This is a genomic window from Bradyrhizobium sp. LB8.2, assembly GCF_040548035.1.
GTDB lineage: Bacteria > Pseudomonadota > Alphaproteobacteria > Rhizobiales > Xanthobacteraceae > Bradyrhizobium.
Genome location: NZ_JBEPQV010000028.1, coordinates 84,124 through 109,333 on the forward strand (window position 1 = coordinate 84,124; position 25,210 = coordinate 109,333).

The window sequence follows — 25,210 nt, forward strand, 5'->3', positions numbered from 1 at the left end:
TGGTTGCGAAGATCGCGCGGCCGGTTATCCTGCCGGCCACCCGACAACGCGAACCCCTCGTTCATGGCCTTGCACCGCGACATCTTCTGGGTGGGCAGACAATGGGCGGTGACAGGGGCCGGCATCCAGGCTGTCGATCAGCGGCTGCGTGGCGTGCTCGACATCGCGATCGCGCGGCTATGGGACGACGATCTGGTCCAGAGCCGGCGGGCCAAGCCCGGCGTGAATGCCGCGGATTTCGACAACGCGCTGACGATGGCACGGGAACGCTTTCCGCAGGCGCCGGTGGCGGACCCGTTCGTTGAACAGCTGGAGGCGCTCGGCGTCATCGAGGCTCCAATCGTGAGACCGGTCGTGCCGGCGATGAAGCTGCATGCGGAGGGCCGGCTGGCGCGCTTCCTGCCGCAATGGCGCGTTCGCCGCTAACAGAACCGGGAACGGCCGCCGGCCCCCGATCGGCCGGTTTGCCTGATCGGCCCCAGCCGGATAAGACGGATCAGACCCGTTTCAGGAATCGACCTTTCGCATGCGCATTCTCTGCACCAATGACGACGGCATCCACGCCCCCGGCCTCAAGGTGCTGGAGGAGATCGCACGCGCATTGTCCGATGACGTCTGGGTGGTCGCGCCTGAGCTCGACCAGTCCGGCGTGTCGCATTCGCTGTCGCTGAACGATCCCCTGCGCCTGCGCGAAGTCGGCCCGCGGCACTTCGCCGTGCGCGGCACGCCGACCGACTGCGTCATCATGGGCGCGCGCCACATCCTCGGCGCCAAGCTGCCCGACGTCGTGCTGTCGGGCGTCAACAAGGGCCGCAACGTCGCCGAGGACGTGGTCTATTCCGGCACCATCGCCGGTGCGCTGGAAGGCACCATCCTGGGGCTGCCGTCGTTCGCGCTGTCGCAGGAATTCAGCGTCGAGACCCGCGACCAGCCGCTGTGGGACACAGCGCGCAAATTCGGCCCCGACATCCTGCGCAAGGTGATCGCCGCCGGCATCCCGAAGGACACGGTCATCAACGTCAACTTCCCGGCTTGCGCGCCGGAAGATGTGCTGGGCATCCGCGTGACGCGGCAGGGCAAGCGCAATCTCGGCTTCCTCAGGATCGACGAGCGCAAGGACGGCCGCGGCAATCCCTATTTCTGGATCGGCTTCGAGCGCGCGGCGATGATTGATACGCCCGCCGAAGGCACCGATCTCGCGGCGCTGCGCGGACGCTACGTCTCCGTCACGCCGCTCAGACTCGACCGCACCAACGAAGCGTTTTCCGAGGCGCTGAGTGCGACGCTGAAGTAAGTCTGCTGGAACTTAAGGCCTAGCCGCCGCGAAGCGCGGCTTCGATGGTCTTGCCGAGCGCGTCGAGCTGAAACGGCTTCTGAAGCGCCGGCCGATCGCGGTACTGCTCGGGGAGCCCGGAGGAGCCGTAGCCGGTGGCGAAGATGAACGGGCAGCCTTTCGCCTTGATGACATCGGCGACCGGCGAGATGACCTTGCCGTTGACGTTGACGTCGAGAATGGCGATGTCGAACTCGGTTGCCTGGGCGAGCCGCATGGCTTCGGTGATGTCGCCCGCCTCAGCCGCGACCTTGTAGCCCAGCTCTTCGAGCATATCCGCGACCATCATCCTGATCATCACCTCGTCTTCGACGAGGAATACAGAGCGGCCTGAAAGCCCCGTCGCGGTCATGGTAGAGTCCTTGCCCATTGCCAAAAACGTTCGCAGATAACGTGAATCGACGCAATGCGCGTTTCGACGATCGGATGTCTGAAATGGCCATCGAGGCTCGCCCGTTGCAAGCCGATTTGTGGTCAGATACGCCAGCAGAAGCGTATCACGGGTTCCTGAACCGGAACAAGATTCTCGCGCCCCGGGGTTGGCATCCCGGATCCCCAAAACAGCATAAGCAGGCAATGACCTCCCATCAGCACCCGCCGGAAAAGATGATGTTTCAGCTCACGCTGAGGCGCCGGGGTATCAGCGACCAGGCGATCCTGCGGACCATGGAGGAGGTGCCGCGCGAGCAGTTCGTGGACGAAGCCGATCGCGACGGGGCCTATCGCGATACCGCGCTGCCGATCGCCTGCGGGCAGACCATCAGCCAGCCCTTCGTCGTCGCCTATATGACCGAGCAGCTCCAGCTCCAGAAGAAGCACCGTGTGCTCGAGATCGGCGCCGGCTCGGGCTACCAGGCCGCGGTGCTGTCGCGGCTCGCCGGCCAGGTGTTGACCGTCGAGCGCTACCGCAAGCTCGCGGACGCCGCACGTATCAGGCTTGAAAAGCTCAACTGTCATAATGTCGAGGTGATGCTGGGCGACGGACTCAATCTGCCGCCCAATATCGGCCCGTTCGACCGCATCATCGTCACGGCCGCGATGGAGCAGATTCCGGACAACCTGATCGAGCGGCTGGAGGTGGGCGGCATCCTGATCGCGCCCGTCGGCCCGCATCAGGGCGTGCAGACGCTGATCCGCCTGAGCCGGACCGAGGCCGGGATCGAGCGCAAGGAACTCGTCGACGTCCGCTTCGTGCCGGCGCTGCCCGGCGTGGCGCGGGAGCTGTAGAATTCCGGATTGGATGTGCTGCCAACATCTTATTGGGAGGGTTAAGCCGTTATTTACTCGGCGCGTGTTTACTTAAAAGACCAGTTCTGTTGCGTACGAGTGAGTAACCATGTCCGCTGTCGCCGAGTTGCTTTACTCGCGCCGCGTACCGCAGGTCGCGGTGCTGGCGCTGATCTCCTTCAGCTTCGCAGGGTGCAGCGCCGACATGTCGTCGCGCATGTCCCAGTCGAACTTCTCCAACCCCTTCGCGCAGGAATCGACCGGCTCGGTGCAGCAGGCACCGCCGCCGCAGCGCGAGCTGCCGCAATATTCGCGGCCACAGACGCAGTCCGGCTACTACCAGTCGCAGCCCTTGTCGCCGCCGGCGGTGTCTGCGTCGCAATCCTATCCGGTTGCGGCAGGTGGCGGTGTGTCTGGAGGCGGACGTGGCATGGGGTCCTACGCACCCCCGGCGCAGCCGCATCTGGAGACCACGGCCACCGTGCCGCCGCGCTCGGTTGCAGCCGCCCAGCCGGTCGGTGGAACCAAGATCATCGTCGGCACCAGCGATACGCTTGAGTTGCTCGCCAAACGCTATCGCGTCACGCCCCAGGCGATCCTCGCGGCCAACGGCTATAAGGGCCCGCGCTCGCTCTCGCCCGGCCAGCAGCTGATCATCCCGCACCAGGCCACGGCCGCTGCGCCCGCGCCGCTCATGGCTCCCGTTGCGGTGGCGCCTGCTGCGAAGCCGGTTGCTGCCGTTGCCGTGCCGCCGAGCACGCACTTCGTGAACCACGGCGACACGCTCGTCAGCATCGCCCGCAAGAACCACATCTCGGCGGCTGAACTGGCCCGCGCCAACGGCCTCAATCCGTCTGCAAAGCTCAAGCTCGGCACCCGGCTGGCCGTGCCCGGTGCCAGGACTGCCGCCCTCGCGGCGCCGGTTGCCGCGGCTCCGGTCGGATCCGCCCCCGTCGTGGGTACGCTACAGCCCGTCGCGGTCGCTCCTGCGCCTGCGACCAAGATGGCGGCCGTCGCCGCGCCGGTGCAGAGCGCGCGCCTGGCGCAGGCCACGGCCAATGTCGAAGAGAAGACCGCGGAAGCTCCGGCGAAAGCTGCGGAGACCACCAGCGCGCTGCCGACCTTCCGCTGGCCGGTGCGCGGAAAAGTGGTCACGACTTACGGCGCCAAGACCAATGGCAAGTCCAATGACGGCATAAATCTCGCGGTGCCCGAGGGTACGCCCATCAAGGCGGCCGAAGACGGCGTCGTTGCCTATTCCGGCAACGAGCTGAAAGGTTATGGCAATCTCATCCTGGTTCGGCACTCCAACGGCTACGTCACCGCATATGCCCATGCGAGTGAGCTGATGGTGAAGCGCGGTGATACCATCAAGCGCGGCCAGGTCATCGCCAAATCGGGTCAATCCGGGGAGGTGGCGTCGCCGCAGCTCCACTTCGAGATCCGTAAGGGATCGAGCCCGGTTGACCCGCTTCAATTCCTGAACGGGGCGTGAGGCCTGCGTTGCCCCGGCACTGAATCCGTCCAGTACGCCGCAGCCTCTCGATTGATCACAACCGTCTCTGGAATACTGGATTCCTCGCCTGCGCGGGGAATGACAGCGATGGGCCGGGCAACAGCTTCCGACTGATTACTTCGCCGTCAGCTTCACGCCGAGCCGTCCCGCAAGCTCCTGCACGAACTGCCAGGCGACGCGGCCCGAGCGCGAGCCGCGCGTCGTGGACCATTCCAGTGCCTCGCGTTCCAGCGCCTCGTCGTCGACCTTGACGCCGAAATGGCTGCAATAGCCGCGCACCATGGCGAGATATTCGTCCTGGCTGCAGCGGTGGAAGCCGAGCCAGAGGCCGAACCGATCCGACAGCGAGACCTTCTCCTCCACGGCTTCGCCGGGATTGATCGCGGTCGAGCGCTCGTTCTCGATCATCTCGCGCGCCAGCAGATGGCGGCGGTTGGAGGTGGCGTAGAGGATGACGTTCTCGGGTCGGCCCTCGATGCCGCCTTCGAGCACCGCCTTGAGCGACTTGTAGGACGCATCATTGCCGTCGAAGGAGAGGTCGTCGCAGAACACGATGAAGCGGAAGGACGAGGCGCGGAGCTGCTCCATGAGTGCGGGCAGGCTCTCGATGTCCTCGCGATGAATCTCGATCAGCTTCAGTCTGTCGGCCGGTTTGCGCCCCGCGTTGATGCTGGCATGCGCCGCCTTCACCAGCGATGACTTGCCCATGCCGCGCGCGCCCCAGAGCAGCGCGTTGTTGGCGGGCAGGCCATTGGTGAAGCGCTCGGTGTTCTCGATCAGGATGTCGCGCACCCGATCGACGCCTTTGAGCAGGAACAGCTCGACGCGGCTGACCCGTGGCACCGCCGCAAGGCGGCCGTCCGGGTGCCAGACGAAAGCATCCGCCTGCTTGAACGATTCGCGTTCGACGGCGAGCTTGCCTTGGGCGGAGAGGTGCGCCGCGATCGTCTCCAGTGCGCGAACGACGCGCTCCTGGGAGAGGTCAGGGGTCGCCTTGGAAGCTGCCTTGGCAGTTGCCTTGGAGGCCGCCTTGGGACGTTTTGCCGCGACGCGGGCATGCTTCCTGGCAGCGGTGCGGGGGCCTTTGCCGGCCGGGCTTTTGCTTGGTTTTTGGGGCATGTCCGAAGTTCCTGAGAACGCAGCCTTATCGGGCCTGAGCACGCTCCGCAAGGTGGCCAAATCGACGGTCTGGCAGCGTTGCAATTGGGGCAATGGCCGCTATAGTCCGCGCGAATTTGACCGAACCGGTCGCCATTTGGGCCTGACCGGTTTTCCCCCGTTCTCTCGAGGATCGTCCGAATGCTGATTACCCCTGCGTATGCCCAGGCTGCGGGCGCCGGCGACACCAGCGGCATGTTGATGTCGCTGCTGCCGTTCGCCCTGATCTTCGTGATCATGTACTTCCTGATTCTGCGTCCGCAGCAGAAGAAGGTCCGTGACCATGCCGATCTCGTGAAGAACATCCGTCGCGGCGACACCGTCGTGACCTCGGGCGGCCTCGTCGGCAAGGTCACCAAGGTCGTCGACGACGACCAGATCGAGTTCGAAATTGCTGACGGCGTGCGCGTGCGGCAGATGCGCTCGATGGTCTCCGGCGTGCGCGCCAAGGGCGAGCCGGCCAAAGAATCCAAGGAAAGCGCCAAGGACGACGCGGCGGCGAAGTAAGCGCTTCCGCGAGTCTCTCAAATCTCCTGATCTGACAGGTCCAGTCGATGTTGTATTTCACGCGGTGGAAGGCGCTCGGGATTATCCTGACGGCGCTGATCGTGTGCCTCTGCGCGGTCCCGAACTTCTTCCCCGAAGCGCAGGTCAAGACCTGGCCCGCCTGGGCGCAGCGCCGACTCGTGCTCGGCCTCGATCTTCAAGGCGGCTCCTATCTGCTGCTCGAGGTCGACGGCAATTATGTGAAGAAGGAGCGGCTCGATCAGGTCCGCGACGACGTTCGCCGGACGCTGCGCGATGCCAAGATCGGCTTCACCGGCGGCGTCACCGTGCGCAACGACGCGGCCGAGGTTCGGATCACCAAGGAATCCGACCAGCAGGCCGCGCTCGCCAAGCTGCGCGAGCTGGCCCAGCCGCTGGGCGGACTGGTCGGATCCAGCGGTCAGCGCGACCTCGAGGTGACGGATGCTGGCGGCGGCCTGATCCGGCTCGCCATCCCGCAGGCCGCGATGATCGAGCGCATGCGCAAGACCATCGAGCAGTCGATCCAGATCGTCGAACGTCGCGTCAACGAGCTCGGGACCGTCGAGCCCGTCATCCAGCGCCAGGGCAACGATCGCATCCTGGTGCAGGTCCCCGGCCTCCAGGACCCGACCCGCCTGAAGGAATTGCTGGGCAAGACTGCAAAGATGGAATTCCGCATGGTCGATCCTTCGGTGCCGCCGGACCAAGCGCAGCAGGGCGCGTTGCCGCCGGACTCCGAGTTCCTGCCGAGCGCCACGCCGCCGCCGCCCGGCTACGTGGTCAAGAAGCAGGTGCTGGTTGCGGGCGGCGACCTAACCGACGCCCAGGCGACCTTCGACCAGCGCACCAGTGAACCCGTCGTCAGCTTCAAGTTCAATACGTCAGGCGCGCGCAAATTCTCGCAGGCCACGCAAGAGAACGTCGGGCTGCCCTTCGCGATCGTGCTCGACAACAAGGTGATCTCCGCGCCTGTGATCCGCGAGCCCATCACCGGTGGCCAGGGCCAGATCTCCGGCAGCTTCACCGTGCAATCGGCCAACGATCTTGCGATCCTGCTGCGCGCCGGCGCGCTGCCGGCACCGCTCACGGTGGTCGAGGAACGTACCGTCGGTCCGGGCCTCGGCCAGGACTCGATCGAGAAGGGCGAGCTTGCGGCCTATGTCGGTTCGATTCTGGTCATCATCTTCATGCTCCTGACCTATCGGCTGTTCGGCGTGTTCGCCAACATCGCGGTGGCCATCAACGTCGCCATGATCTTCGGCCTGCTGTCGCTGCTCAACGCGACGCTGACGCTGCCCGGAATCGCCGGCATCGTGCTCACCGTCGGCATCGCGGTCGATTCCAACGTGCTGATCTACGAGCGCATCCGCGAGGAATTGCGTGGCGGCCGCAACGCAATCTCGGCGATCGACGCCGGCTTCAAGCGGGCGCTCGCGACCATCCTCGATTCCAACATCACTACCTTCATTGCCGCCGCGGTGCTGTTCTACATCGGCACCGGTCCGGTGCGCGGCTTCGCCGTGACGCTCGGCATCGGCATCATCACCACGGTGTTTACCGCCTTCACCCTGACCCGGCTGATCGTCGCTGGATGGGTGCGGTGGAAGCGGCCGCAGAGCGTGCCGATCTAGGAGCCTGATCGTGAATCATACTGTTCTCATCGGGCTCGGCGTCCTCATTGCCATTCTCACCGTGGTTGCGGCATTCGGCTGGCTGCCGTCGCTGCGCATCGTCCCCGACGTTACCCATTTCGACTTCACGCGCTTCCGCCGCATCAGCTTCCCGATCTCAGCAGCGTTGTCGATCGTCGCAATCACGCTGTTCTTCACCCACGGGCTGAATTTCGGCATCGACTTCCGCGGCGGCACGCTGCTCGAAGTGCAGGCCAAGTCCGGCACCGCCGATATCGCGGCGATGCGTACGACGCTGGATGGTTTGCGCCTCGGCGAAGTCCAGCTGCAGCAGTTCGGCGGTCCGGCCGACGTCCTGATCCGCGTCGCGGAGCAGCCGGGCGGTGACGCCGCGCAGCAGGAGGCCGTGCAGAAGGTTCGTTCCGCGCTCGGAGATTCCGTCGACTATCGCCGCGTCGAGGTGGTGGGTCCGCGCGTCTCCGGCGAGCTGCTGGCCTACGGCATGCTCGGCCTGATGCTCGCGATCGTCTCGATCCTGGTCTACCTCTGGTTCCGCTTCGAGTGGCAGTTCGCGCTCGGCGCCATGATCGCCAACGTGCACGACATCGTGCTGACGATCGGATTCATGTCGATCAGCCAGGTCGATTTCGACCTGACCAGTATCGCGGCACTTCTGACCATTCTCGGCTATTCGCTGAACGACACCGTCGTCATCTACGACCGCATCCGTGAAATGCTGCGGCGCTACAAGAAGATGCCGATGCCGCAGCTCCTCAACGAGTCCATTAACTCGACGCTGTCGCGCTCGATCATCACCCACTTCACGGTGACGCTGGCGCTGCTGGCCCTGCTCCTGTTCGGCGGTCATGCCATCCACAGCTTCACCGCGGTGATGATGTTCGGCGTGGTGCTGGTCGGCACCTACACCTCGATCTTCATCGCGGCCCCGATCCTGATCTATCTCGGCGTCGGCGAGCATCGCGAAGATGCGCGCGATACGGCTGCGCCGGCGAAGAAAAACAAGGCATGATCCGAACCGCATGCACTCGCAGGCGTTTGCGAGGGCGATAAGCCTATTCGGACGAAGCTCATGGCCGGCGATTCCAACGCACCGCATTTCCCGCGCTCGGCGCCGATCGAAGCCTATGGCAAGGGCGGCTTCGCCTTTGCCGGGATGTCGCATCGGGGCTCGCTGCTCTGCCTGCCTGACGCGATCTGGGCCTGGAACGTGACCGACCCGGCGCGGATCGACTGCTATTCGCTGGAGCGGGTGTTCATCTCCGCCAACAGTATCGACACGCTTCTGATCGGGACGGGAACCGGTGTCTGGCTGCCGCCGCCGGAGCTGCGCCAGGCGCTGAAAGCGGTGAGGGTGGTGCTGGACACGATGCAGACCGGACCTGCCGTGCGCACCTACAACATCATGATGGGCGAACGGCGCCGCGTCGCGGCCGCGCTGATCGCCGTGCCATGAGCAGTTCCGCGCCGCCGCCGGATTCCGCTGTCTTCTGCGCTGACCTCGTGCGCAGCCACGACTTTTCCCGTTATGCCGCGACCCTGTTCGCGCCTGCCCCCGAGCGCCGCGCGCTGCTGGCGCTCTATGCCTTCAATGTCGAGATCGTCCGCGTTCGCGATCAGGTGAGCCAGCCCTTGCCGGGCGAAATCCGCCTGCAATGGTGGACCGACATGCTTTCGGGCCAGGTCCACGGCAGCGCCGAGGGCAATCCGGTGGCGGCGGAACTGCTCCGCGCGATCCGCGATTTCGACCTGCCGGTCGAGCCGCTGTCGCTGCTCGCCGACGAGCACCAGTTCGACCTCTACAACGATCCGATGCCGACCATGACGGCGCTCGAAGGCTATCTGGCCGCGACTTGCTCGGCGCTGTTTGCCCTCGCGGCACGGATCATGGCGTCACCTTTGGACGCAGCGGAGCATCTCGCGCGGCATGCCGGGCTGGCCCAGGGCATCGCTCAGGTCATCGCGAACTTGCCGCGCGATGCGGCGCACCGGCGATTGTTCTTGCCGCAGCAGGTTCTGGCGAGCCATGGCTGCAACATGGAGGATGTGTTCGCCGGCAAGGAGACGCCGAATTTGCGCGCCGTCCTGAACCAACTCGCGGGCGAGGCCGGGCAGCATTTGACCACGGCCTTGTCGCTGTTGGCGGAGGTGCCGCCGTCGGCACGGCCGGCATTTCTGCCGCTGAGCCAGGTGCGGCCCGACCTCGATCGCCTGTCGCAGCCCGTGCGTAATCCGTTTACGCCGCAGCAGTCGTCGCGGCTGCGCACGCTGTGGACGCTGTGGCGGGCTTCACGATCGCGGGAATTTACCAAATAGAAGCTGGCTTATCGCCTCATTTTGCCAAATGCTCTATGCTGTCCCATGGCTGAATTGTCCCAAAGCGTGTCCTCTGATCTCAGCGGCCTTCCGGTCGCGCCCGATGATATTCATGCCGCCGCCAAGACCATCCGCGGCGCCGTCGTCGAGACGCCCTGTAGCTACAGCCGCACGCTGAGCAACATCTGCGGCTGCGACATCTGGCTGAAATTCGAGAACCTCCAGTTCACCTCCTCGTTCAAGGAGCGCGGCGCGCTCAACCGCCTCGCGGCGCTGACACCGGAGGAGCGCGCGCGCGGCGTCGTCGCGATGTCGGCTGGTAACCACGCGCAGGGCGTTGCCTATCACGCCAAGCGGCTCGGCATTCCCGCCACCATCGTCATGCCGGTCGGCACGCCCATGGTGAAGGTCGAGAACACCAAGCACCACGGCGCCGAGGTGGTGGTCACGGGCGCGACGCTGGAGGAATCCGCCGCGTATGCACGCAGCCACGGCGAAGCTCGCGGCATGATCTTCGTCCATCCTTACGACGATCCGCTTGTCATCGCGGGGCAGGGCACGGTCGGGCTGGAGATGATGAAGGCGGTACCGGAGCTTGACACGCTGGTCGTTCCGATCGGCGGCGGCGGCCTGATCAGCGGGATCGGCATTGCCGCGAAATCGATCAAGCCATCGCTGCGGATCCTCGGCGTCGAGGCCTGGCTCTATCCCTCGATGTACAACGCCATCCATGACGGCAATCTGCCGGCGCGCGGCGATACGCTCGCCGAAGGCATCGCGGTGAAATCGCCTGGCAAGATCACGACCGAAATCGTCCGCCGCCTCGTCGACGACATTGCGCTGGTCAACGAAGCCGAACTTGAACGTGCGGTCGCCACCCTGATCTCGATCGAGAAGACGGTCGTCGAGGGCGCCGGCGCCGCTGGCCTCGCTGCGCTGATGTCCGATCCCTCCCGCTTTGCCGGCCAGAAGGTCGGGCTGGTGCTGAGCGGCGGCAATATCGACACACGGCTGATCGCGTCGGTCCTTACCCGCGAGTTGGCGCGCGAGGGGCGGCTGACCCAATTGTCGCTCGACATCCCCGACAGGCCCGGTCAACTGGCTGCGGTCGCGGCACTGCTGGCCGAGGCCGGCGCCAACATCATCGAGGTCTCGCACCAGCGCACGTTCTCGGACCTGCCGGCGAAGGCGACGCTGCTGCAACTCGTCATCGAGACCCGCGACAGCGCCCATCTCGACGAGGTCATGGCCAAGCTTGGCGCATCCGGATTGAGTGCGCGCTGCACGTGATTGGCGCGACCGTTATTCCGGCAGGCCGGCGGCACGAAGCGCCTCGCCAAGGGACGACGCAAGCGCCGGGGAACAGTTGACGCCTGAGAACTGCCGACTGTAGCGGAACGTCGGATGCAACTCAAGCACCCGGGCGGCCGCCGCCTTCGCTTCTTCCAGACGTCCGAGCTTTGCGAGCGCCGCGGCCAGTTGCACATAGGTAATGCTATGTCGAGGATTGGCCTGAACCGACCGGTAGGCCGCACGACAGGCTTCTTCATATCGACCGCGGTGGAAGTGACCCATGGCCTGGGCGTCGAACGCAGCAAAGGCCCAGGGATCGAACGGACTGAGCCGCACGCCCCTTTCGCTCCACTCGATGGCGCGGTCGGCTTCGCCGCCCCAACCGAGCATGACGCTGCCGAGGATGTAGGTCAGCGCCGATGATGGGCTGATGGCGAGTGCGGCGTCGAGTGCAGTGAATGCTGCGGAACGATCGTGCCCATCCATGCCGATCGAAAAAGCCGCAAGGGTGAGAGCAAGCGCGTCATCCTGTCCGTGGATCAGGGCCGACCGAGCATGATCGATAGACGCGGCCCGATTGACCTCCTGCAAATCGGCTCGAAGGAACAGGCAATGGTGGCACATTGCGGCATTGCCGTGCGCTAGCGCATAAGTAGGCTCTAGCGCGATCGAACGCGCGAGCAGCACAAGGGCCTGCGTGACCTGCTCAGGCATTCCGGAATCGACATCCGGCTGGGCCCGCAGGACAAGATCATACGCATCGAGGCTGTCGGGCCGTTGGCGCTTGACCCTGTTGAATTCGGCGCGCCGCAGGCTCGGCGCAATGGCGCCGACGACCGATAGGGCGATGTCATCCTGGAGGGCGAAAACGTCCTCGGACCGGCGGTCGTAGCGCTCGGCCCACACATGCCCGCCGGTCGACGTATCGATCAACTGGCCTGTGATACGGACCGTTGTGCCGGTCTTCCGGACGCTGCCTTCCAGCACATACCGGACGCCAAGCTCGCGGCCGACCTGTTTCAAGTCCACCGCACGGCCCTTGTAAATGAACGTCGAATTCCGCGCGATCACGAACAGCCAATTGATGCGCGACAGTCCTGTGATGATATCGTCGACCATCCCGTCGGCAAAGTAGTCCTGCTCTGCATCACCGCTCAGGTTCGCGAAGGGCAAGACCGCGATTGACGGCCTGTCAGGCAACATCAGCGATGGCGCTGCGGAGGCGGCGGATGCGTGATCCCGCTGGGACGTCGTAACGGAGGGACCCACATAGCGGTAGCCGTGCCGCGGCAGGGTCTCGATCCAGCGGGCCTCTCCAGAGATATCCGCCAAAATGCGCCGCGCAGCAGCGATTTGGACGGTCAAATTACTGTCTTCGATTGCCTGGGCGGGCCACGCCGCCTCGATCAAGGCTTCCTTGGACACCGGCGCGCCGGCCCGTCGCACGAGCAGGGCCAAGAGCAGGACGGCTCGCTGGCCGAGGGGGGTCGGCTCGGCACCGTGGAAAAGGATTCTTGCATCGGCGTCCAGACGGAATGGACCAAATTCAAGGATCATGGCCATTGCCAAAGAAGGGCACATTTCGGAGGTTTTTTGCAATGTTTTCCGAACGGCTTCACCACTTTCAGGAGCCGCTGGATCACAATGGCGCAGTTTTCAGGCAGAGCCGCACCAAGCCATGGAGGGTCACATGAACGCCAAACCGCTCATCCGCAGGCCCGGCGAGACCAAGGGAATCATGCTGCGCGGTCAACCGATGGCCTTCCTGGTAACCGGCGAACATACAAAGCACACCAGCATGTTCGACTGGACGATACCGGCGGGGTTCGCCACAGGCCGGCACGCTCATCGCGTGCAGGAAGAGACCTTCTACATGCTGGAGGGCGAGTGCGAATGGCATGTCGGTGACGAAGTCGTCCGAGCGGCACCGGGGACCTACCTCTTCATCCCCCCGGGCGTCCCGCACAACATCACCAACGTCAGCGAGAAGCCCGCGCGCGTGCTCATGACGGTCTCTCCACCGGGACACGAACGCTACTTCGAAGAATTGGCCAAGCTGACCGCAAGCGGAGCCCCGGACGCGAAAGCCATCAGTGAATTGCGCGCCCGCTTCGACACCGATCAGCTGTCGGCGCTGACAACGAAAGGTTGAAGGCCATGTGCTGGGGCGACGGCGGATCGGCTTCGAACTCGATTCGGTCGCGCAGGTTCTTGCGCCTTGCTATCGCGGCACCAAACCCGCCAAATGGGCGATCAGCCGATCGATCTCGGCTTCCGTGTTGTAGTAATGCGGGGATGCCCGCACCACCGGCGGCAGCGAACGAATTTCGGCATCGATGCGCGTGCTCGACGGATCTGAGGCACCGATAGTGATGCCGGCTGCGGCCGCATCACTGACGACCGCTTCCGCCTCGTACCCTTCCATCGTGAAGCTGACGATGGCTCCCGGAGCGCGTCCGAGGTCGCGAATTCTGATGCCGCGAACGGACGCGAGGCCGCCCCGGAGACGGTCCGACAGCACGCGGCAGCGCTGCTCGATGGGGCCTATTCCGATGTCGAGGGCATAATCGACAGACGCGCCCAGTCCCAGACGCGCCGCGTAATTGTTCTCCCAGGTCTCGAACCGGCGCGCATCGTTACGCAGCCGGTAAGCATCCCGGGAGACCCAGGGCGCGGCGAAGTGGTCAATCATCGGCGGTTCGAGCTGTTGCAGCATCTCCCGGCGGACGTAGAGAAAGCCGGTGCCGCGCGGGCCGCGCAGGAATTTGCGGCCGGTCGCCGACAACATGTCACAGCCGATGGCCTCGACGTCGACCGCCATCTGTCCGACCGCCTGGCAGGCGTCGAGCAGATAGGGAATGCCTCGCGCTCGCGCGATTTTGCCGACGGCTGCAGCCGGATTGACCAGTCCGCCATTGGTCGGAACCCAGGTGATCGCAATCAGTTTCACGCGCTCGTCGATCATGCGTTCGAGCGCGTGGACGTCGAGCTCGCCGCTGGCGTCGCTCGGCACGACTTCGATGACGGCGCCTGTACGCTTGGCGACCTGAAGAAAGGCGACATAATTGGCAGCGTATTCCGCCTCGGCGGTCAGGATCCGGTCGCCCTCGCGAAACCGAAATGCGTAGAACGCCATCTGCCAGGCCACCGTCGCGTTCTCCATGAGCGCGATCTCATCCGGCGCGGCATTCAGCAGGCGCGCGACCGAGCCGTAGACCGCTTCCAGCCGATCGAACGCCCGGTCGGCCGCAGCGTAACCTCCGATCTCGCTCTCCAGATCGATATGCCGCTTCATGGCCTCCACAACGGGAGCCGGCATGAGAGCCGCCCCTGCGTTGTGAAGGTACGCAAGCCGGGAGGTAGCTGGCGTATCGGCACGTATTCGCTCGATGTCGATCAATTGCGCCTCCGCTTCTCGCGATCTCAATGCATGAATTAGGCGCGTGGAGGAGTGCGAGCAAGATGGCCGCCGGCAATGCCTGAGTTCGCCTCAGATACAGAGCCCGAGCAGCTTGATGTGACAGCCGCCGGATTTGGGCTTGCTTGCAGGAGCGGCCTCACGTTTCACGGCGACCAGCGGCTCCTTGTCCTTCTTGCGTTTGCCCTTCGGCTCGTAGTCGCCGGCGATCACCATCGCCCAATAGGTGCGCTTGCCGCTGGCGGTTTTCGCGTTCGCGATTCCGACGCGGGAGGCGTTGTGCAGCAGCAGGTTCTTGCGGTGTCCGGACGAGTCGATCCACTGGCCCAGCGTCTTCTCGAAATTGTCGTAGCCGTAGGCGATGTTCTCGGCGGCGCGGCCTGCGCCGGCCGGCGCGACGCGGCGATTGAACGGACCGAGGGCGTCGTGACTGAGGTCGTCTTTCGCCGCCATCGCGCGCGCCTGGTCCATGGCGATGCGGTCGAGGGTCGAATCCCGCACGACGCGGACCTCACCATGCTTGAGGCGGAAGCTCGAGATTTGATCGGTTGGGGATTCGGCCATTGCGGGCGTGGTGGCGAGCAGCAGAAGGCCAGCGATCAGGCTGCCAACCACACGATGCATCATCGTTCCCCGAGTACCCATGACCCCGTCAGCCCCTCCCGCAAAGCCCAAAATTCTCCGATCGCTTCTCTATCGCCAATGTGGGCGCTTCAAGGCGGGTCCACTGTGCTAGCCCGCCGGCAGGTCCGCCTCGAAATTGAAGCGATCGCGCAGGTTCTTGCGCTGCTCCAGGATGTCCTTGAGGAAAGCGCGGTCCTGGTCGTTCTTCATCATCGGCTCGATCAGGTCGAGCTGGTTCATGGCGACCAGTTGCAGGATCTCGGTGCGCGGCTTGCCACCCGCATCGCGGGGCAGTGCGTGCACGATTTGGATGTGTTCCGGCGGCTTTGGGCCCTTGGCGGCGGCGAGCTCGTCCCGCAATTGGCGTTCAAGGTTGGACTGATCAGCTTCAACGAAGGCATAGAGCCCGACACCGGAACGGCGGTCGGCAAAGGCGACGATGGCAGTGTCGCGCACGGCGGGATTCTTGCGGATCAGCTCCGCCAGCAGCGGCGCGTCGTTGACGAGCCGGCGGCCGCCGCCTTCGCGGTCGGTGAAGTTGAACAGGCCGCGTGTGATTGCCCGATAGACCTTCTTGCCGGTGGCGAGCCAGAGGCTGGCGGCGAACGACTTTTTCGCCAGGATTTTTCGCTCCCGCGGCGTCAGCGCATCAGGTGCATAGGAGCGCTTGTGCTTGAGCAGATGCCGCAGGTCTTCATAGGCCAGGACGCGATAGAGCCGGCCGCGTCGGTTGAAGCAGGCCGCAAGCTGGAAGTCGGTCACGTAGGCAAGTCCGTCGCGGCCGACCAGCCAGTTCTGTTCCTTGGCAAGGTCGTTGTGGCAGATGCCGGCGCGGCGCAGCCGGCGCAGCGCTGCTTTGGCCGAGCGGAAATAGGCGAGGTCGCCGTGCGGTTTGGCCAGATGCAGCGCAACGCCGTCGACGAAGCTGCGCGCCAGCGCGCGGCGTCCGGCCCACAATAGCTCGGGCCCGACGTTCAGCCCCTTGGCGAGCACCAGCGCATGCTTCTCTCGGGCGAACAGATGGCGTGCCAGCAAGAACGACCACCACGGTACTTCATCCAGCCGGCGCAGCACCGCGTCGACTTCACTGTTATCGCCACGGAAGCGCCCGCGCTCGACGGTCGAGAACACGTCGCGCTTGAGCAGGACGCCCTCGGTCCAGCGCGCCGAGAGTGTTGCGGCGTCGTCTTTGGGAAGTTTCATCGAAAACTCACGCCGCGGCGGCAATACGCAGGTGATCGGCGATCCAGCGATCGAGATCGGCGAGCGCCAGCGCGCTCATCGCCTGCTTCTTGGCCACGGTCTTTTCGTTCCCGCGCAGCCGGCTTCCGTCTGGCTTCTTCGTCGGTGCGCTGGCGAGCGGGGGGAATAGGCCGAAATTGATGTTCATCGGCTGGAACGAGCGCGTGCCGGGCTCGATGGTCTCGATATGGCCGCCGGTGATGTGGCCGAGCAGGGATCCGAGCGCCGTCGTGCCCGGCGGGCTCGCAAGTGTCTCGCCGCGCGCATCCGCGGCAGCATAGAGGCCGGCGATCAGGCCGACGCTAGCGGATTCCACGTAGCCCTCGCAGCCCGTCATCTGACCGGCAAAACGCAGCCGCGGCTGTGCGCGCAGGCGCAACTGGCCGTCGAGCAGCTTTGGCGAGTTGAGGAAGGTGTTGCGATGCAGGCCGCCGAGGCGGGCGAATTCGGCCTTTTCCAGCCCCGGAATGGTGCGGAAGATGCGCTGCTGCTCGCCGTATTTCAGCTTCGTCTGGAAGCCGACGATATTGTAGAGCGTGCCGAGCTTGTTGTCCTGGCGCAGCTGCACGATTGCGTAGGCTTTGGTGGTGGGATCGTGCGGATTGGTGAGGCCGACCGGCTTCATCGGCCCGTGGCGCAAGGTCTCGGGGCCGCGCTCCGCCATCACCTCGATCGGCAGGCAGCCGTCGAAATAGGGCGTGTTGGTTTCCCATTCCTTGAACTCGGTCTTCTCGCCGGCGACCAGCGCGGCGACGAAGCCGTCATACTGCTCCTTGGTCATCGGGCAGTTGATGTAGTCGGCACCGGTGCCGCCGGGACCGACCTTGTCGTAGCGCGACTGGAACCATGCTGCCGACATGTCGATGGATTCGCGGTGCACGATCGGCGCGATCGCGTCGAAGAAGGCGAGCGCGTTCTCGTCGGTCAGCTCGCGGATGGCTTCGGCCAGCGGCGCTGAGGTGAGGGGACCAGTCGCAACGATGACGTTGCTCCACTCGGCGGGCGGCAGGCCTGCAACCTCGTCGCGGGCGATCTCGATCAGGGGGTGGTCGTTGAGCGCCTTGGTAACGGCGGCGGAGAAGCCGTCGCGGTCGACCGCCAGCGCGCCACCGGCGGGCACCTGGTTGGCGTCGGCCGCACGCATGATCAGCGAGTCGAGGCGGCGCATCTCGGTATGAAGCAGGCCGACGGCATTGTTGGCGGCATCATCCGAGCGGAACGAGTTGGAGCAGACGAGCTCGGCAAGTCCGTCGGTGCGGTGTGCCTCGGTCATGCGAGTCGGCCGCATCTCGTGCAGCACCACGGGCACGCCGGATTTGGCCACCTGCCAGGCGGCTTCGGAGCCGGCAAGGCCTGCGCCGATGACGTGCACGGAATTGGATTGGGGTCCTGTCATGGGGCGGACAGGTAGCGCTTTTCGGCGACGAGTGGAATCGCCGAGATCGAGTTTTCTGCCACTGGATGCGACAACGCCCGCACGAGGCGGGCGCTATCGGTTTGTCCGGTGAAGGGCTGAACGATATCAGCCCTGATACTGACCGGCGGCAACGCGCGCGATGTCCGAGCGATCGAGGCCGATATCGGCCAATTCGCGATCGCTGAGCTGGGACAGCTCGGCAACATTGCGCTGATAGTCCCGGAAAGCCTGGATCATGCGGATGAGCGAGAGCAGCATTGGTAGTCTCCTGTAGTTTGATTCAGCCCTTGCCCGGGCGTCATCGTTGAAATGAATATAGGTGAGAGTGGTGCAGTGCGAAAGTTCCGATGTTGCGATGCAGCTAAGCAATATGTGCATGGCTCGGATAACGGACGATTAACCCGGAGGCACTGCCGCCCAAAGGGTAGGCGCAACGGGGGCATGCGCGCTATAAATGGCCGTGAATTCACGGACTTACCGCGGATATCCAGGTTCCAATTGGAGACGAAATAAGGTTCGTTCCATTCGTTTACAAGGCGATTGTCTAGCTCCTGCACCCAAGTCTCGCATGCGCGAACCGCATGAGAGCAAAAGAATAAAAATGAATTGAAATTCAATTTTATGTCGCGAGCGGCCGCGTTTCGACGGGCGCGGGGTTAGCGATTCGCTTGGTTCCGAGCTGGGCGGATCGACGTGACGGGCGGCTGCAAGGCAGACGATCCAATCCAGCCTCGGTTCACAGCTCCAACCGCTCCCATGGTGCAATGCACACACGCTGAACGTGTGGCCTTCATTACGAGGGTGTAATGAAAATCAGAAGTTTCGCATGCGGCTCTGCGTGGTGCGCAACATCACGCAATTCTCGCGAGGAATTTATTGCGTCATGTTGCCGCGCCCGGAGGAAAGTCATGTCGCAGATTCCGGCAATGTCGCTGGGTCTGTCCCAAGAACAAGAGAAGGAAAGTAACATCATGACGAAGTTACTCGGGGTTATCGCAATTGCCGCCGTCGCATTCGCCGTCGCGCCGGCCCAGGCCGCCAAGCACGCCATGGGCGGCTGCAGCTCGGCCAATCTGGAGAAGACCGAGACCGCGATCGAGGCCATGCCCGATGGCGACGGCAAGATGGTCGCGCAGAAGGAGATCGCGGCCGCGCAGGACTCGCTCCTCAACAGCAAAATGGGTGCGTGCGGTGCCCATCTGAACAAGGCGATGCACGCCACCATGGGCAAATAAGAAACTTCGAAAACGCACCAAGAGAGGGCCGGTCGCCGGGCGATCGGCCCTACGCTTTTGGCCAGCTAACATTTAAGGGGCGTGTGCCAGCTGGGTGGCGAAATGGGCGACGGTCTTGGAATAGACCTCGCTCTTATTCCACTGCTGGAGCACCGCAAAATTCGGGGCGCCAGGCTGCCAGTCCTTGCCGCGCTGCCAGCCATAACCAGCGAGATAGTTCGCGGTGGAGGCGAGCACGTCGGGGGCGTTGTGCAGGAGGTCGCGCTTGCCGTTGCCGTCGAAATCGACGGCATATTTCATCCAGGAGGACGGCATGAACTGGGTCTGGCCGAGCTCGCCGGCCCAGGCGCCCTTCATGTCGGCCGGTGCAAGGTCGCCGCGCTGGACGATGCGCAGCGCATCCAACAGCTCGGCGCGAAACTGCTCGGCGCGCCGGCAGTCATAGGCCAGCGTCGCCAGTGAGCGGATGGTCGCGAACTTGCCGGTGTTGACGCCGAAATCGGTCTCGAGACCCCAGATCGCGACCAGCACCTCGCCAGGCACGCCGTAGGTCTGCTCGATCCGCGACAGCACCGAGCCGTATTGCTTCATCATGTTGGAGCCGCGCGTCATGCGCGGCGGCACCATGCGGCCGGAAAACTCCTCGAAGGTCTGGGTGAAGACCTTTTGCGAGCGGTCGCGGCTGAGCACGCCCTGATCGAGTGTCACGCCGGTGAGTCCGGCGGAAATGGCCTGTTGCGAGACGCCTTTGGCCGCGGCGTCGGTTTTGAAGTCCGCAAGCCAGGCGTCGAAATTGCCAGAGCCGCAGGCAACAGCGGCGAGCGCTGGCTGGGCGGATAGGAATGACGCGGAGATGAGGAAGGCTGCGAGGGCGAGACGAGAAATCGTCGGGGTCATTCGAGTCAATTAATTCCGTGAAGTGATCTGACCGGCGGGCGCAATTTCGGTGGTAACCGCGGCCAAAGCAAGGCGTATGACAAGTGTGCGATCCTGCCCGGACCGGGGCAGGATCGCATGTCACGATATCGTCAGGCGTCGGTCCGATTGCGCCAGGGGAAGAGGTTGGCGGGGAAGTCGGCGGCCGGCTTGCGCGGACGATGCGGCGGAGGCGGCGCAGGACGCGCGCCCGGATCCGACACGATCACCTTCCGGTAGAGATGCCAGGTGGCATGGCCGAGCAGGGGGATCACCACGGCAAGGCCGAGGAAGGCTGGAATGGTGCCCAGCGCCAGCAGGACCGCCACGATCAGGCCCCAGGCCGCCATCGGCACCGGGTTCTTCGCGACCACGCGCAGCGACGTCACCATCGCGTCGAACGCGCCGGCATGGCGGTCGAGCATCAACGGGAACGACACGGCGCTGATGCAGAGCGCGGCAAGCGCGAACAGGAAGCCGGTGCCGCAGCCGACCACGATCAGCCACCAGCCTTGCGGGCTCGTGAGAACACGCGTCAGAAAATCCGAGATCCCGGATGCGCCTTCATAGCCGAACGCCGCGACGTAGATCGCCTGCGCGGTCGCAACCCAGGTCACGAACAGGGCGAGCAGCAGCGCGCCGAGACCGAGCATGGCGCCGAAGGAGGGCGAACGCAGCACCTCCATGGCATCCCAGGCGCTGGCCTCCTCATAGCGTTCGCGCCGGCTGGAGAGCTCGTAGAGACCGAGCGCGGCGAACGGGCCGATCAGGGCGAAGCCCGCGGCCAGCGGGAACAACAGCGGCAGCACCGAATAACCCATCACCACGCGGGCGAGCACGAGGCCCAGCACAGGATAGATCACGCAGAGGATGATGGCGTGGCTCGGGACCGCCTTGAAATCTTCCCAGCCGCGCTTGAGCGCATCGTGCAGATCGGAGAGTTGGATGGTTCGGATCACCGGTCCAGCCGCTTCCGCGGGCTGGGCCATGCTGGGGACATTGCCCCGGTAAAGTGTGGCCATGGTCGCTTGCTCCTTAGGCGGCCGAATCCGGCGCCGGCAAACGGCGCAAGCGGCCGCTCTTCTCTGAGTTTCGCGATCCCGACCAGACGCGAATTCCGGATGGCACCGCGAGCTGAACGTCAAGGCTACGCCCATTTGCGAGTCCTGTCCCTCACGCTTGGGTGAGATTCGATGTCGCAGTGCAACCTCGACAATGTCATTCGGTCGTCATTTCGCCGCAGATAAGCTGATGCTGCGTGTTGGTTCGCGGAACTTCGCGGGCGCAACGACGTAACTTGGTCTATAAGTGCCACTCAAGGCCCTTCCAACGGATCCTTTTCGGGGAGCAGACATGAGCATTTTCGGGAAAATCATGGGCGCGATCTTCGGCAGCAGTCATGCTTCCGCCGCGCCCGCAGGCAGCGCACCGTCGGGCACCGCGCCCGCTAGCGCCGCGCCTGGCGGATCGGCGCCTGCTGCCTCGCCCGGGGCGACAGTGGACGTCGCTTCGATCGTCGATGCGGCGGTCGCCGCGCACAAGGGCGAGAAGCTGGAATGGCGCACCTCGATCGTCGACCTGATGAAGGCGCTCGATATCGATTCCAGCCTCGCTGCGCGCAAGGACCTAGCCAAGGAGCTCGGCTACAGCGGCGACACCAACGATTCCGCGAGCATGAACGTCTGGCTGCACAAGCAGGTGATGTCCAAGCTCGCCGCCAATGGCGGCAAGCTGCCGCCTGAAATCAAGCACTGACCGACCCTCGGTCGTCAGCCAAGGGCCCGCGATCTCGCGGGCCCTTATGCCGATTCAGGCGACGAGATCGGCATCCTCCGGATGCCTCTCGAGATAATCGACGACGAAGCCGCAACCGGCGATCACCTTGTTGCCGTCGCGGCGGATCAATTCCAGCGTGCCCTTGACCAGCTCGGACGCGATGCCGCGGCCGCGCAACGCGAGCGGCGTCTCGGTGTGGGTGATGATCACCGCCGATGGCGTCAGCCGGTAATTGGCGAAGGCGATTTCGCTGCCGACATCGAGTTCGAAGCGGCTTCTGTCCTTATTGTCGCGTACCGATGGCGCCATGCAAAATCCTTCCGACATGCTGCTTGCCTCTGATCTAGGCGCCTGAACCGGCCCTTGCCAAGGTGCGACCAAGAGAGGTTGCCGCAGGGGAGATATCCGGAAAATGCGTGTCCCGCTCGGCCTGATGGCGCTGCTCGCCGCGCTGATCTCGACGGCGCCGGTGCCGGCTTCGGCCGAAGGCGGTCCGGCCTGGGAGGCCTGCGTGGGATTGACCAGCACGCCGGACCAACAGGTCAAGGCCTGCTCGACCGTGATCGACACGAAGAGCGAGAGCGGATCTCGGCTCGCCGGCGCCTATTGCAACCGCGGCCATGGGCTCACCGAGAAGCGCGAGCTCGACGCCGCGCTGTCCGATCTCGACGAGGCGGTCAGGCTCGACCCCGGCTACGCCTGCGCCTACAACAACCGCGGCCGCGTCTACAGTTTCAAGCGCGACTATGATCGCGCCATCGCCGATTACGATCAGGCCATCAAGCTCGATCCGTCGCTGGCGCTGGCCTACAGCAATCGCGGCGAGTCGCGTTTCAACAAGGGCGACCTCGACGGCGCCTTCGCCGACTTCGACGCCGCGATCAAGCGTGATCCCAATTACGCAATGGCCTACGCCAATCGCGCGCTGGTGTATTACCGCAAGCACGACATGGCGCATGCGCTCGCCGACTACACCACGCGGATCAAGCTCGCACCCGATCTGCTTGCCTATATCGACCGGGGCAACGTCTATCGTGACAGCGAGCAGCTCGATCGTGCCGCCGCCGACTATGGCGAGGCGATCCGTGTTGCGCCGACCGACGCGCGCGGCTGGCGCAATCGCGGCATGATCCGGCTCTATCAGGGTGACAGCAAGGGCGGCCTTTCCGACTACGACAAGGCGCTGCAATACGATCCCTCCGACGTGTTCTCGTGGAGCAATCGCGGACAGGCCAAGCTGCGCCTCGGCGACAAGCAGGGCGCGATCGCCGATTTCAGGAAGGCGCTGGAGTTGAAGCCGGGCCTGCCGACGGCGCAGGAACAGCTGAGGAAGCTCGGGGCGTTGTAGCTCTCCGTCATTGCGCGCGATGACGATGCTAGACCTTTACCAGGCCCTGATTGTCCGGATGCTTCAATCGGTCGCTTTGGCGAGCCTGGAATCCTCGGGCTGCGGCTGCGGGCGCAGGCATCCCTGGCAGATGACAAGGGAACGGTTGACCCTGGCGTCCTGCTCGGCCTCGATGCCATCCTGCGCCTGCCACCATTCTTTCGAATAGGGCTGAAGCCCGGCTTGCGATCTGTTGCGCTCGGACCGGACGGCGGTCCGGGTTGGTTCTGAGGCAGCACGCGGCCGATTGGGATTCTCGCCCGCGCCATCCCAGCCATAGCGCGCAGGCTTGAAGGCGGGATCGGAGGCCAGATGCGCCTGCGGGCCCACGGCACACCCGGCAAGCGCCAGCGACAACAGGAGGAGGGCGGGCGCTTTGACCATGATGCGGCACTCTGTACGCGAGAACTGACGGAGGTTGCGCCGATCATGTTTAAAATTTCCTGAACGGTTGGATGGGCTGCGCTGCGACTCGCGGCCTTGCAGGGGCACTGGCTATGGCGATAAATGGGCTGCAATGAGCGGGAGGCTTGCGCGCCGTCCGCTATCGAAGAGGAAGCCCGATGCAGCCCCTGCGCATGTCCCGCCGCGTCATGAATCTCGCTCACACACTGACCCAGAATGCGCGGCGGCATGGATCGCGTCCCGGGTTCGTCTGGGGTGACAGATCCTGGACCTGGCGCGAGATCGATGCGCAGGTCTCGGCGCTCGCCGCAGCACTCGCCGCGCGCGGCATCGCCAAGGGCGACCGCATCCTGGTTCATTCCAAGAATGGCGACGAGATGTTCTTTTCGATGTTCGCGGCGTTTCGGCTTGGCGCCGTCTGGGTGCCCACCAATTTCCGCCTGATGCCGGACGAGGTCACCTACCTCGCGCAGGCCTCCGGCGCGAAGGCGTTTCTGTGCCACGTCGATTTTCCCGAGCACGCCGCGGCCGTGAAGGGCGGGGCGCTCGAATTCACCTGGAGCATTGACGGCAAGGCCACGTTCGGTGAGCGCTCGGTTGCCGACGCCATCGCCTCGCAGGCAAGTCACCTCGTCGAGAACGCTGCCGTCGAGCATGACGATCCCTGCTGGTTCTTCTTCACATCGGGGACCACCGGCCGCTCCAAGGCGGCGGTGCTGACTCATGGCCAGATGGGCTTTGTCGTCACCAACCATCTCGCCGATCTCACGCCCGGCGTCACCGAAGCGGACGCCTCGCTGGTGGTGGCGCCGCTGTCGCATGGCGCCGGCGTGCATCAGCTGGTTCAGACCGCGCGCGGCGTATGCACTGTGCTGCTGCCTACGGAGAAATTCGACATCGACGAGGCGTTTCGCCTGATCGAGGCGCATCACGTCAGCAATCTCTTTGTCGTTCCGACCATTCTGAAGATGATGGTCGAGCATCCCGCCGCCGACAAGTACGATCATTCCTCGCTGCGCCAGGTGATCTATGCCGGTGCGCCGATGTATCGCGAGGACCAGAAGGCTGCCCTGAAGAAGCTTGGCCAGGTCATCGTGCAGTATTTTGGTCTGGGCGAGGTCACCGGCAACATCACGGTGCTGCCGGCGGCGCTGCATGATCCCGAGGACGGCCCGCACGCGAGGATCGGCACCTGCGGCTTCGAACGCACCGGCATGCAGGTCTCGATCCAGGACGACCAGGGCCGCGAGCTCGGCGCCAACCAGAGCGGCGAGATCTGCGTGATCGGCCCTGCGGTGCTTGCCGGCTATTACGACAACCCCGAGGCCAACGCGAAGGCGTTCCGCAACGGATGGTTCCGCACCGGCGATCTCGGTCACATGGACGAGGAGGGGTTCGTCTACATCACGGGACGCGCCTCCGACATGTATATCTCCGGCGGTTCCAACATCTATCCGCGCGAGATCGAGGAGAAGATCTTGACGCATCCTTGCGTCGGCGAGGTTGCAGTGCTTGGCGTGCCCGATGCGACTTGGGGCGAGGTCGGCGTTGCCGTCTGCGTGGCGCGCGAAGGCGAGAAGCCCGTCAGCGAAGCGGAGATGGCGGCGTTCCTTTCGCCAAAAGTGCCGCGCTACAAGATGCCGAAGCGGTTCTTCTTCTGGGAGGCCTTGCCGAAATCCGGCTATGGCAAGATTCCGAAACGCATGGTGCGCGACGAGCTCGAGGCGCGCGGGCTGCTCGATCTCGACAAGACACAGGCGGGCTGAGCGTA

General features: G+C 64.5%; 27 protein-coding genes. 15 read left to right on the top strand and 12 right to left on the bottom strand.

From position 1 onward, the window contains the following. Positions 1 to 63 precede the first annotated feature (63 nt). Both ABIB06_RS28510 and surE read left to right on the top strand, forming a co-directional pair. The gene (locus ABIB06_RS28510) at positions 64 to 426 is read left to right on the top strand and encodes a hypothetical protein (RefSeq protein ID WP_354047939.1); all 363 of its coding nucleotides are present in this window, start codon (positions 64 to 66) and stop codon (positions 424 to 426) included. A 100-nt stretch (positions 427 to 526) separates the two neighbouring features. Further along, a complete protein-coding gene (surE, locus tag ABIB06_RS28515; protein ID WP_354047937.1) occupies positions 527 to 1,294 on the top strand; it encodes a 5'/3'-nucleotidase SurE in 768 nt (255 codons plus the stop codon). Between the two features lie 19 nt (positions 1,295 to 1,313). Here the strand turns inward: surE and ABIB06_RS28520 are convergent, their stop codons facing one another. Beyond that, entirely contained in the window at positions 1,314 to 1,685 is a 372-nt protein-coding gene (locus tag ABIB06_RS28520) for a response regulator (RefSeq protein WP_008547195.1), read from the bottom strand. A 224-nt stretch (positions 1,686 to 1,909) separates the two neighbouring features. Here ABIB06_RS28520 and ABIB06_RS28525 point away from each other — a divergent pair, with 224 nt between their 5' ends. Further along, positions 1,910 to 2,560: a protein-L-isoaspartate(D-aspartate) O-methyltransferase gene (locus ABIB06_RS28525; protein WP_247349468.1), complete on the top strand. Its 651-nt coding sequence runs from the start codon at positions 1,910 to 1,912 to the stop codon at positions 2,558 to 2,560. A gap of 109 nt (positions 2,561 to 2,669) precedes the next feature. Then, positions 2,670 to 4,055, top strand: a complete 1,386-nt coding sequence (locus ABIB06_RS28530; protein ID WP_354069501.1) for a LysM peptidoglycan-binding domain-containing M23 family metallopeptidase — start codon at positions 2,670 to 2,672, stop codon at positions 4,053 to 4,055. 135 nt (positions 4,056 to 4,190) lie between these two features. On the opposite strand, the gene ABIB06_RS28535 is transcribed toward ABIB06_RS28530, so the two are convergent. Further along, positions 4,191 to 5,195 (bottom strand): ATP-binding protein, encoded by a 1,005-nt coding sequence (locus tag ABIB06_RS28535; protein ID WP_354047931.1) that lies wholly within the window; start codon positions 5,193 to 5,195, stop codon positions 4,191 to 4,193. 180 nt (positions 5,196 to 5,375) lie between these two features. Here ABIB06_RS28535 and yajC point away from each other — a divergent pair, with 180 nt between their 5' ends. Genes yajC through ABIB06_RS28565 form a run of 6 tightly spaced genes read left to right on the top strand, consistent with a single transcriptional unit; the run spans position 5,376 to position 11,017 of the window. After that, positions 5,376 to 5,741, top strand: coding sequence for a preprotein translocase subunit YajC (yajC, locus tag ABIB06_RS28540; RefSeq protein ID WP_007590674.1), 366 nt, complete (start codon positions 5,376 to 5,378; stop codon positions 5,739 to 5,741). Between the two features lie 47 nt (positions 5,742 to 5,788). Beyond that, a complete protein-coding gene (gene secD, locus ABIB06_RS28545) occupies positions 5,789 to 7,393 on the top strand; it encodes a protein translocase subunit SecD (RefSeq protein ID WP_247349155.1) in 1,605 nt (534 codons plus the stop codon). Between the two features lie 10 nt (positions 7,394 to 7,403). Continuing rightward, a complete protein-coding gene (gene secF, locus ABIB06_RS28550) occupies positions 7,404 to 8,423 on the top strand; it encodes a protein translocase subunit SecF (RefSeq protein ID WP_354047927.1) in 1,020 nt (339 codons plus the stop codon). A 60-nt stretch (positions 8,424 to 8,483) separates the two neighbouring features. Further along, positions 8,484 to 8,867, top strand: a complete 384-nt coding sequence (locus ABIB06_RS28555) for an Mth938-like domain-containing protein (protein ID WP_354047925.1) — start codon at positions 8,484 to 8,486, stop codon at positions 8,865 to 8,867. Next, on the top strand, positions 8,864 to 9,727 hold the full coding sequence (locus tag ABIB06_RS28560) for a phytoene/squalene synthase family protein (protein WP_354047924.1): 864 nt from the start codon (positions 8,864 to 8,866) through the stop codon (positions 9,725 to 9,727). Before ABIB06_RS28555 ends, ABIB06_RS28560 begins: the two co-directional genes overlap by 4 nt. A 45-nt stretch (positions 9,728 to 9,772) precedes the next feature. Beyond that, positions 9,773 to 11,017, top strand: coding sequence for a threonine ammonia-lyase (locus ABIB06_RS28565; protein WP_354047922.1), 1,245 nt, complete (start codon positions 9,773 to 9,775; stop codon positions 11,015 to 11,017). Positions 11,018 to 11,029: 12 nt separating this feature from the next. Here the strand turns inward: ABIB06_RS28565 and ABIB06_RS28570 are convergent, their stop codons facing one another. After that, a complete protein-coding gene (locus ABIB06_RS28570) occupies positions 11,030 to 12,583 on the bottom strand; it encodes a winged helix-turn-helix domain-containing protein (RefSeq protein WP_354048047.1) in 1,554 nt (517 codons plus the stop codon). 127 nt (positions 12,584 to 12,710) lie between these two features. Between ABIB06_RS28570 and ABIB06_RS28575 the strand changes: the two genes are divergently transcribed. Continuing rightward, positions 12,711 to 13,172, top strand: a complete 462-nt coding sequence (locus tag ABIB06_RS28575; RefSeq protein ID WP_354069498.1) for a cupin domain-containing protein — start codon at positions 12,711 to 12,713, stop codon at positions 13,170 to 13,172. A gap of 69 nt (positions 13,173 to 13,241) precedes the next feature. Here the strand turns inward: ABIB06_RS28575 and ABIB06_RS28580 are convergent, their stop codons facing one another. From ABIB06_RS28580 to ABIB06_RS28600, 5 genes are all read right to left on the bottom strand, one after another. Beyond that, positions 13,242 to 14,420 carry an aminotransferase class V-fold PLP-dependent enzyme gene (locus ABIB06_RS28580; protein WP_354047919.1) on the bottom strand — a complete coding sequence of 393 codons (1,179 nt, stop codon included), beginning with the start codon at positions 14,418 to 14,420 and terminating at the stop codon, positions 13,242 to 13,244. A gap of 90 nt (positions 14,421 to 14,510) precedes the next feature. Beyond that, on the bottom strand, positions 14,511 to 15,062 hold the full coding sequence (locus ABIB06_RS28585) for a CAP domain-containing protein (protein WP_354047917.1): 552 nt from the start codon (positions 15,060 to 15,062) through the stop codon (positions 14,511 to 14,513). Positions 15,063 to 15,170: 108 nt separating this feature from the next. Beyond that, on the bottom strand, positions 15,171 to 16,265 hold the full coding sequence (locus ABIB06_RS28590; protein ID WP_354047915.1) for a serine/threonine protein kinase: 1,095 nt from the start codon (positions 16,263 to 16,265) through the stop codon (positions 15,171 to 15,173). Between the two features lie 7 nt (positions 16,266 to 16,272). Beyond that, a complete protein-coding gene (gene trmFO, locus ABIB06_RS28595; protein WP_354047913.1) occupies positions 16,273 to 17,700 on the bottom strand; it encodes a methylenetetrahydrofolate--tRNA-(uracil(54)-C(5))-methyltransferase (FADH(2)-oxidizing) TrmFO in 1,428 nt (475 codons plus the stop codon). 126 nt (positions 17,701 to 17,826) lie between these two features. Continuing rightward, positions 17,827 to 17,979 (bottom strand): DUF1127 domain-containing protein, encoded by a 153-nt coding sequence (locus tag ABIB06_RS28600; RefSeq protein ID WP_247349143.1) that lies wholly within the window; start codon positions 17,977 to 17,979, stop codon positions 17,827 to 17,829. 650 nt (positions 17,980 to 18,629) lie between these two features. Between ABIB06_RS28600 and ABIB06_RS28605 the strand changes: the two genes are divergently transcribed. Next, on the top strand, positions 18,630 to 18,956 hold the full coding sequence (locus ABIB06_RS28605; RefSeq protein WP_247446623.1) for a hypothetical protein: 327 nt from the start codon (positions 18,630 to 18,632) through the stop codon (positions 18,954 to 18,956). Between the two features lie 72 nt (positions 18,957 to 19,028). On the opposite strand, the gene ABIB06_RS28610 is transcribed toward ABIB06_RS28605, so the two are convergent. Together ABIB06_RS28610 and ABIB06_RS28615 are read right to left on the bottom strand one after the other, a co-directional pair. After that, complete coding sequence (locus tag ABIB06_RS28610) at positions 19,029 to 19,853, bottom strand: lytic murein transglycosylase (protein WP_354047910.1); 825 nt, start codon at positions 19,851 to 19,853, stop codon at positions 19,029 to 19,031. A gap of 131 nt (positions 19,854 to 19,984) precedes the next feature. Further along, positions 19,985 to 20,893, bottom strand: coding sequence for a DUF2189 domain-containing protein (locus ABIB06_RS28615; RefSeq protein WP_354047908.1), 909 nt, complete (start codon positions 20,891 to 20,893; stop codon positions 19,985 to 19,987). Between the two features lie 331 nt (positions 20,894 to 21,224). On the opposite strand from ABIB06_RS28615, the gene ABIB06_RS28620 reads away from it, so the two are divergent. After that, positions 21,225 to 21,626: a DUF3597 domain-containing protein gene (locus ABIB06_RS28620; protein WP_247349138.1), complete on the top strand. Its 402-nt coding sequence runs from the start codon at positions 21,225 to 21,227 to the stop codon at positions 21,624 to 21,626. Between the two features lie 54 nt (positions 21,627 to 21,680). Here ABIB06_RS28620 and ABIB06_RS28625 read toward each other — a convergent pair whose 3' ends face one another. Further along, positions 21,681 to 21,956, bottom strand: coding sequence for a GNAT family N-acetyltransferase (locus ABIB06_RS28625; protein WP_247349137.1), 276 nt, complete (start codon positions 21,954 to 21,956; stop codon positions 21,681 to 21,683). A gap of 103 nt (positions 21,957 to 22,059) precedes the next feature. On the opposite strand from ABIB06_RS28625, the gene ABIB06_RS28630 reads away from it, so the two are divergent. Further along, a complete protein-coding gene (locus tag ABIB06_RS28630) occupies positions 22,060 to 22,995 on the top strand; it encodes a tetratricopeptide repeat protein (protein WP_354047906.1) in 936 nt (311 codons plus the stop codon). Between the two features lie 63 nt (positions 22,996 to 23,058). Here ABIB06_RS28630 and ABIB06_RS28635 read toward each other — a convergent pair whose 3' ends face one another. Next, positions 23,059 to 23,418, bottom strand: a complete 360-nt coding sequence (locus tag ABIB06_RS28635; protein WP_354047904.1) for a hypothetical protein — start codon at positions 23,416 to 23,418, stop codon at positions 23,059 to 23,061. A 179-nt stretch (positions 23,419 to 23,597) separates the two neighbouring features. Here ABIB06_RS28635 and ABIB06_RS28640 point away from each other — a divergent pair, with 179 nt between their 5' ends. After that, positions 23,598 to 25,205: an acyl-CoA synthetase gene (locus ABIB06_RS28640; RefSeq protein WP_354047903.1), complete on the top strand. Its 1,608-nt coding sequence runs from the start codon at positions 23,598 to 23,600 to the stop codon at positions 25,203 to 25,205. Positions 25,206 to 25,210 lie beyond the last annotated feature (5 nt).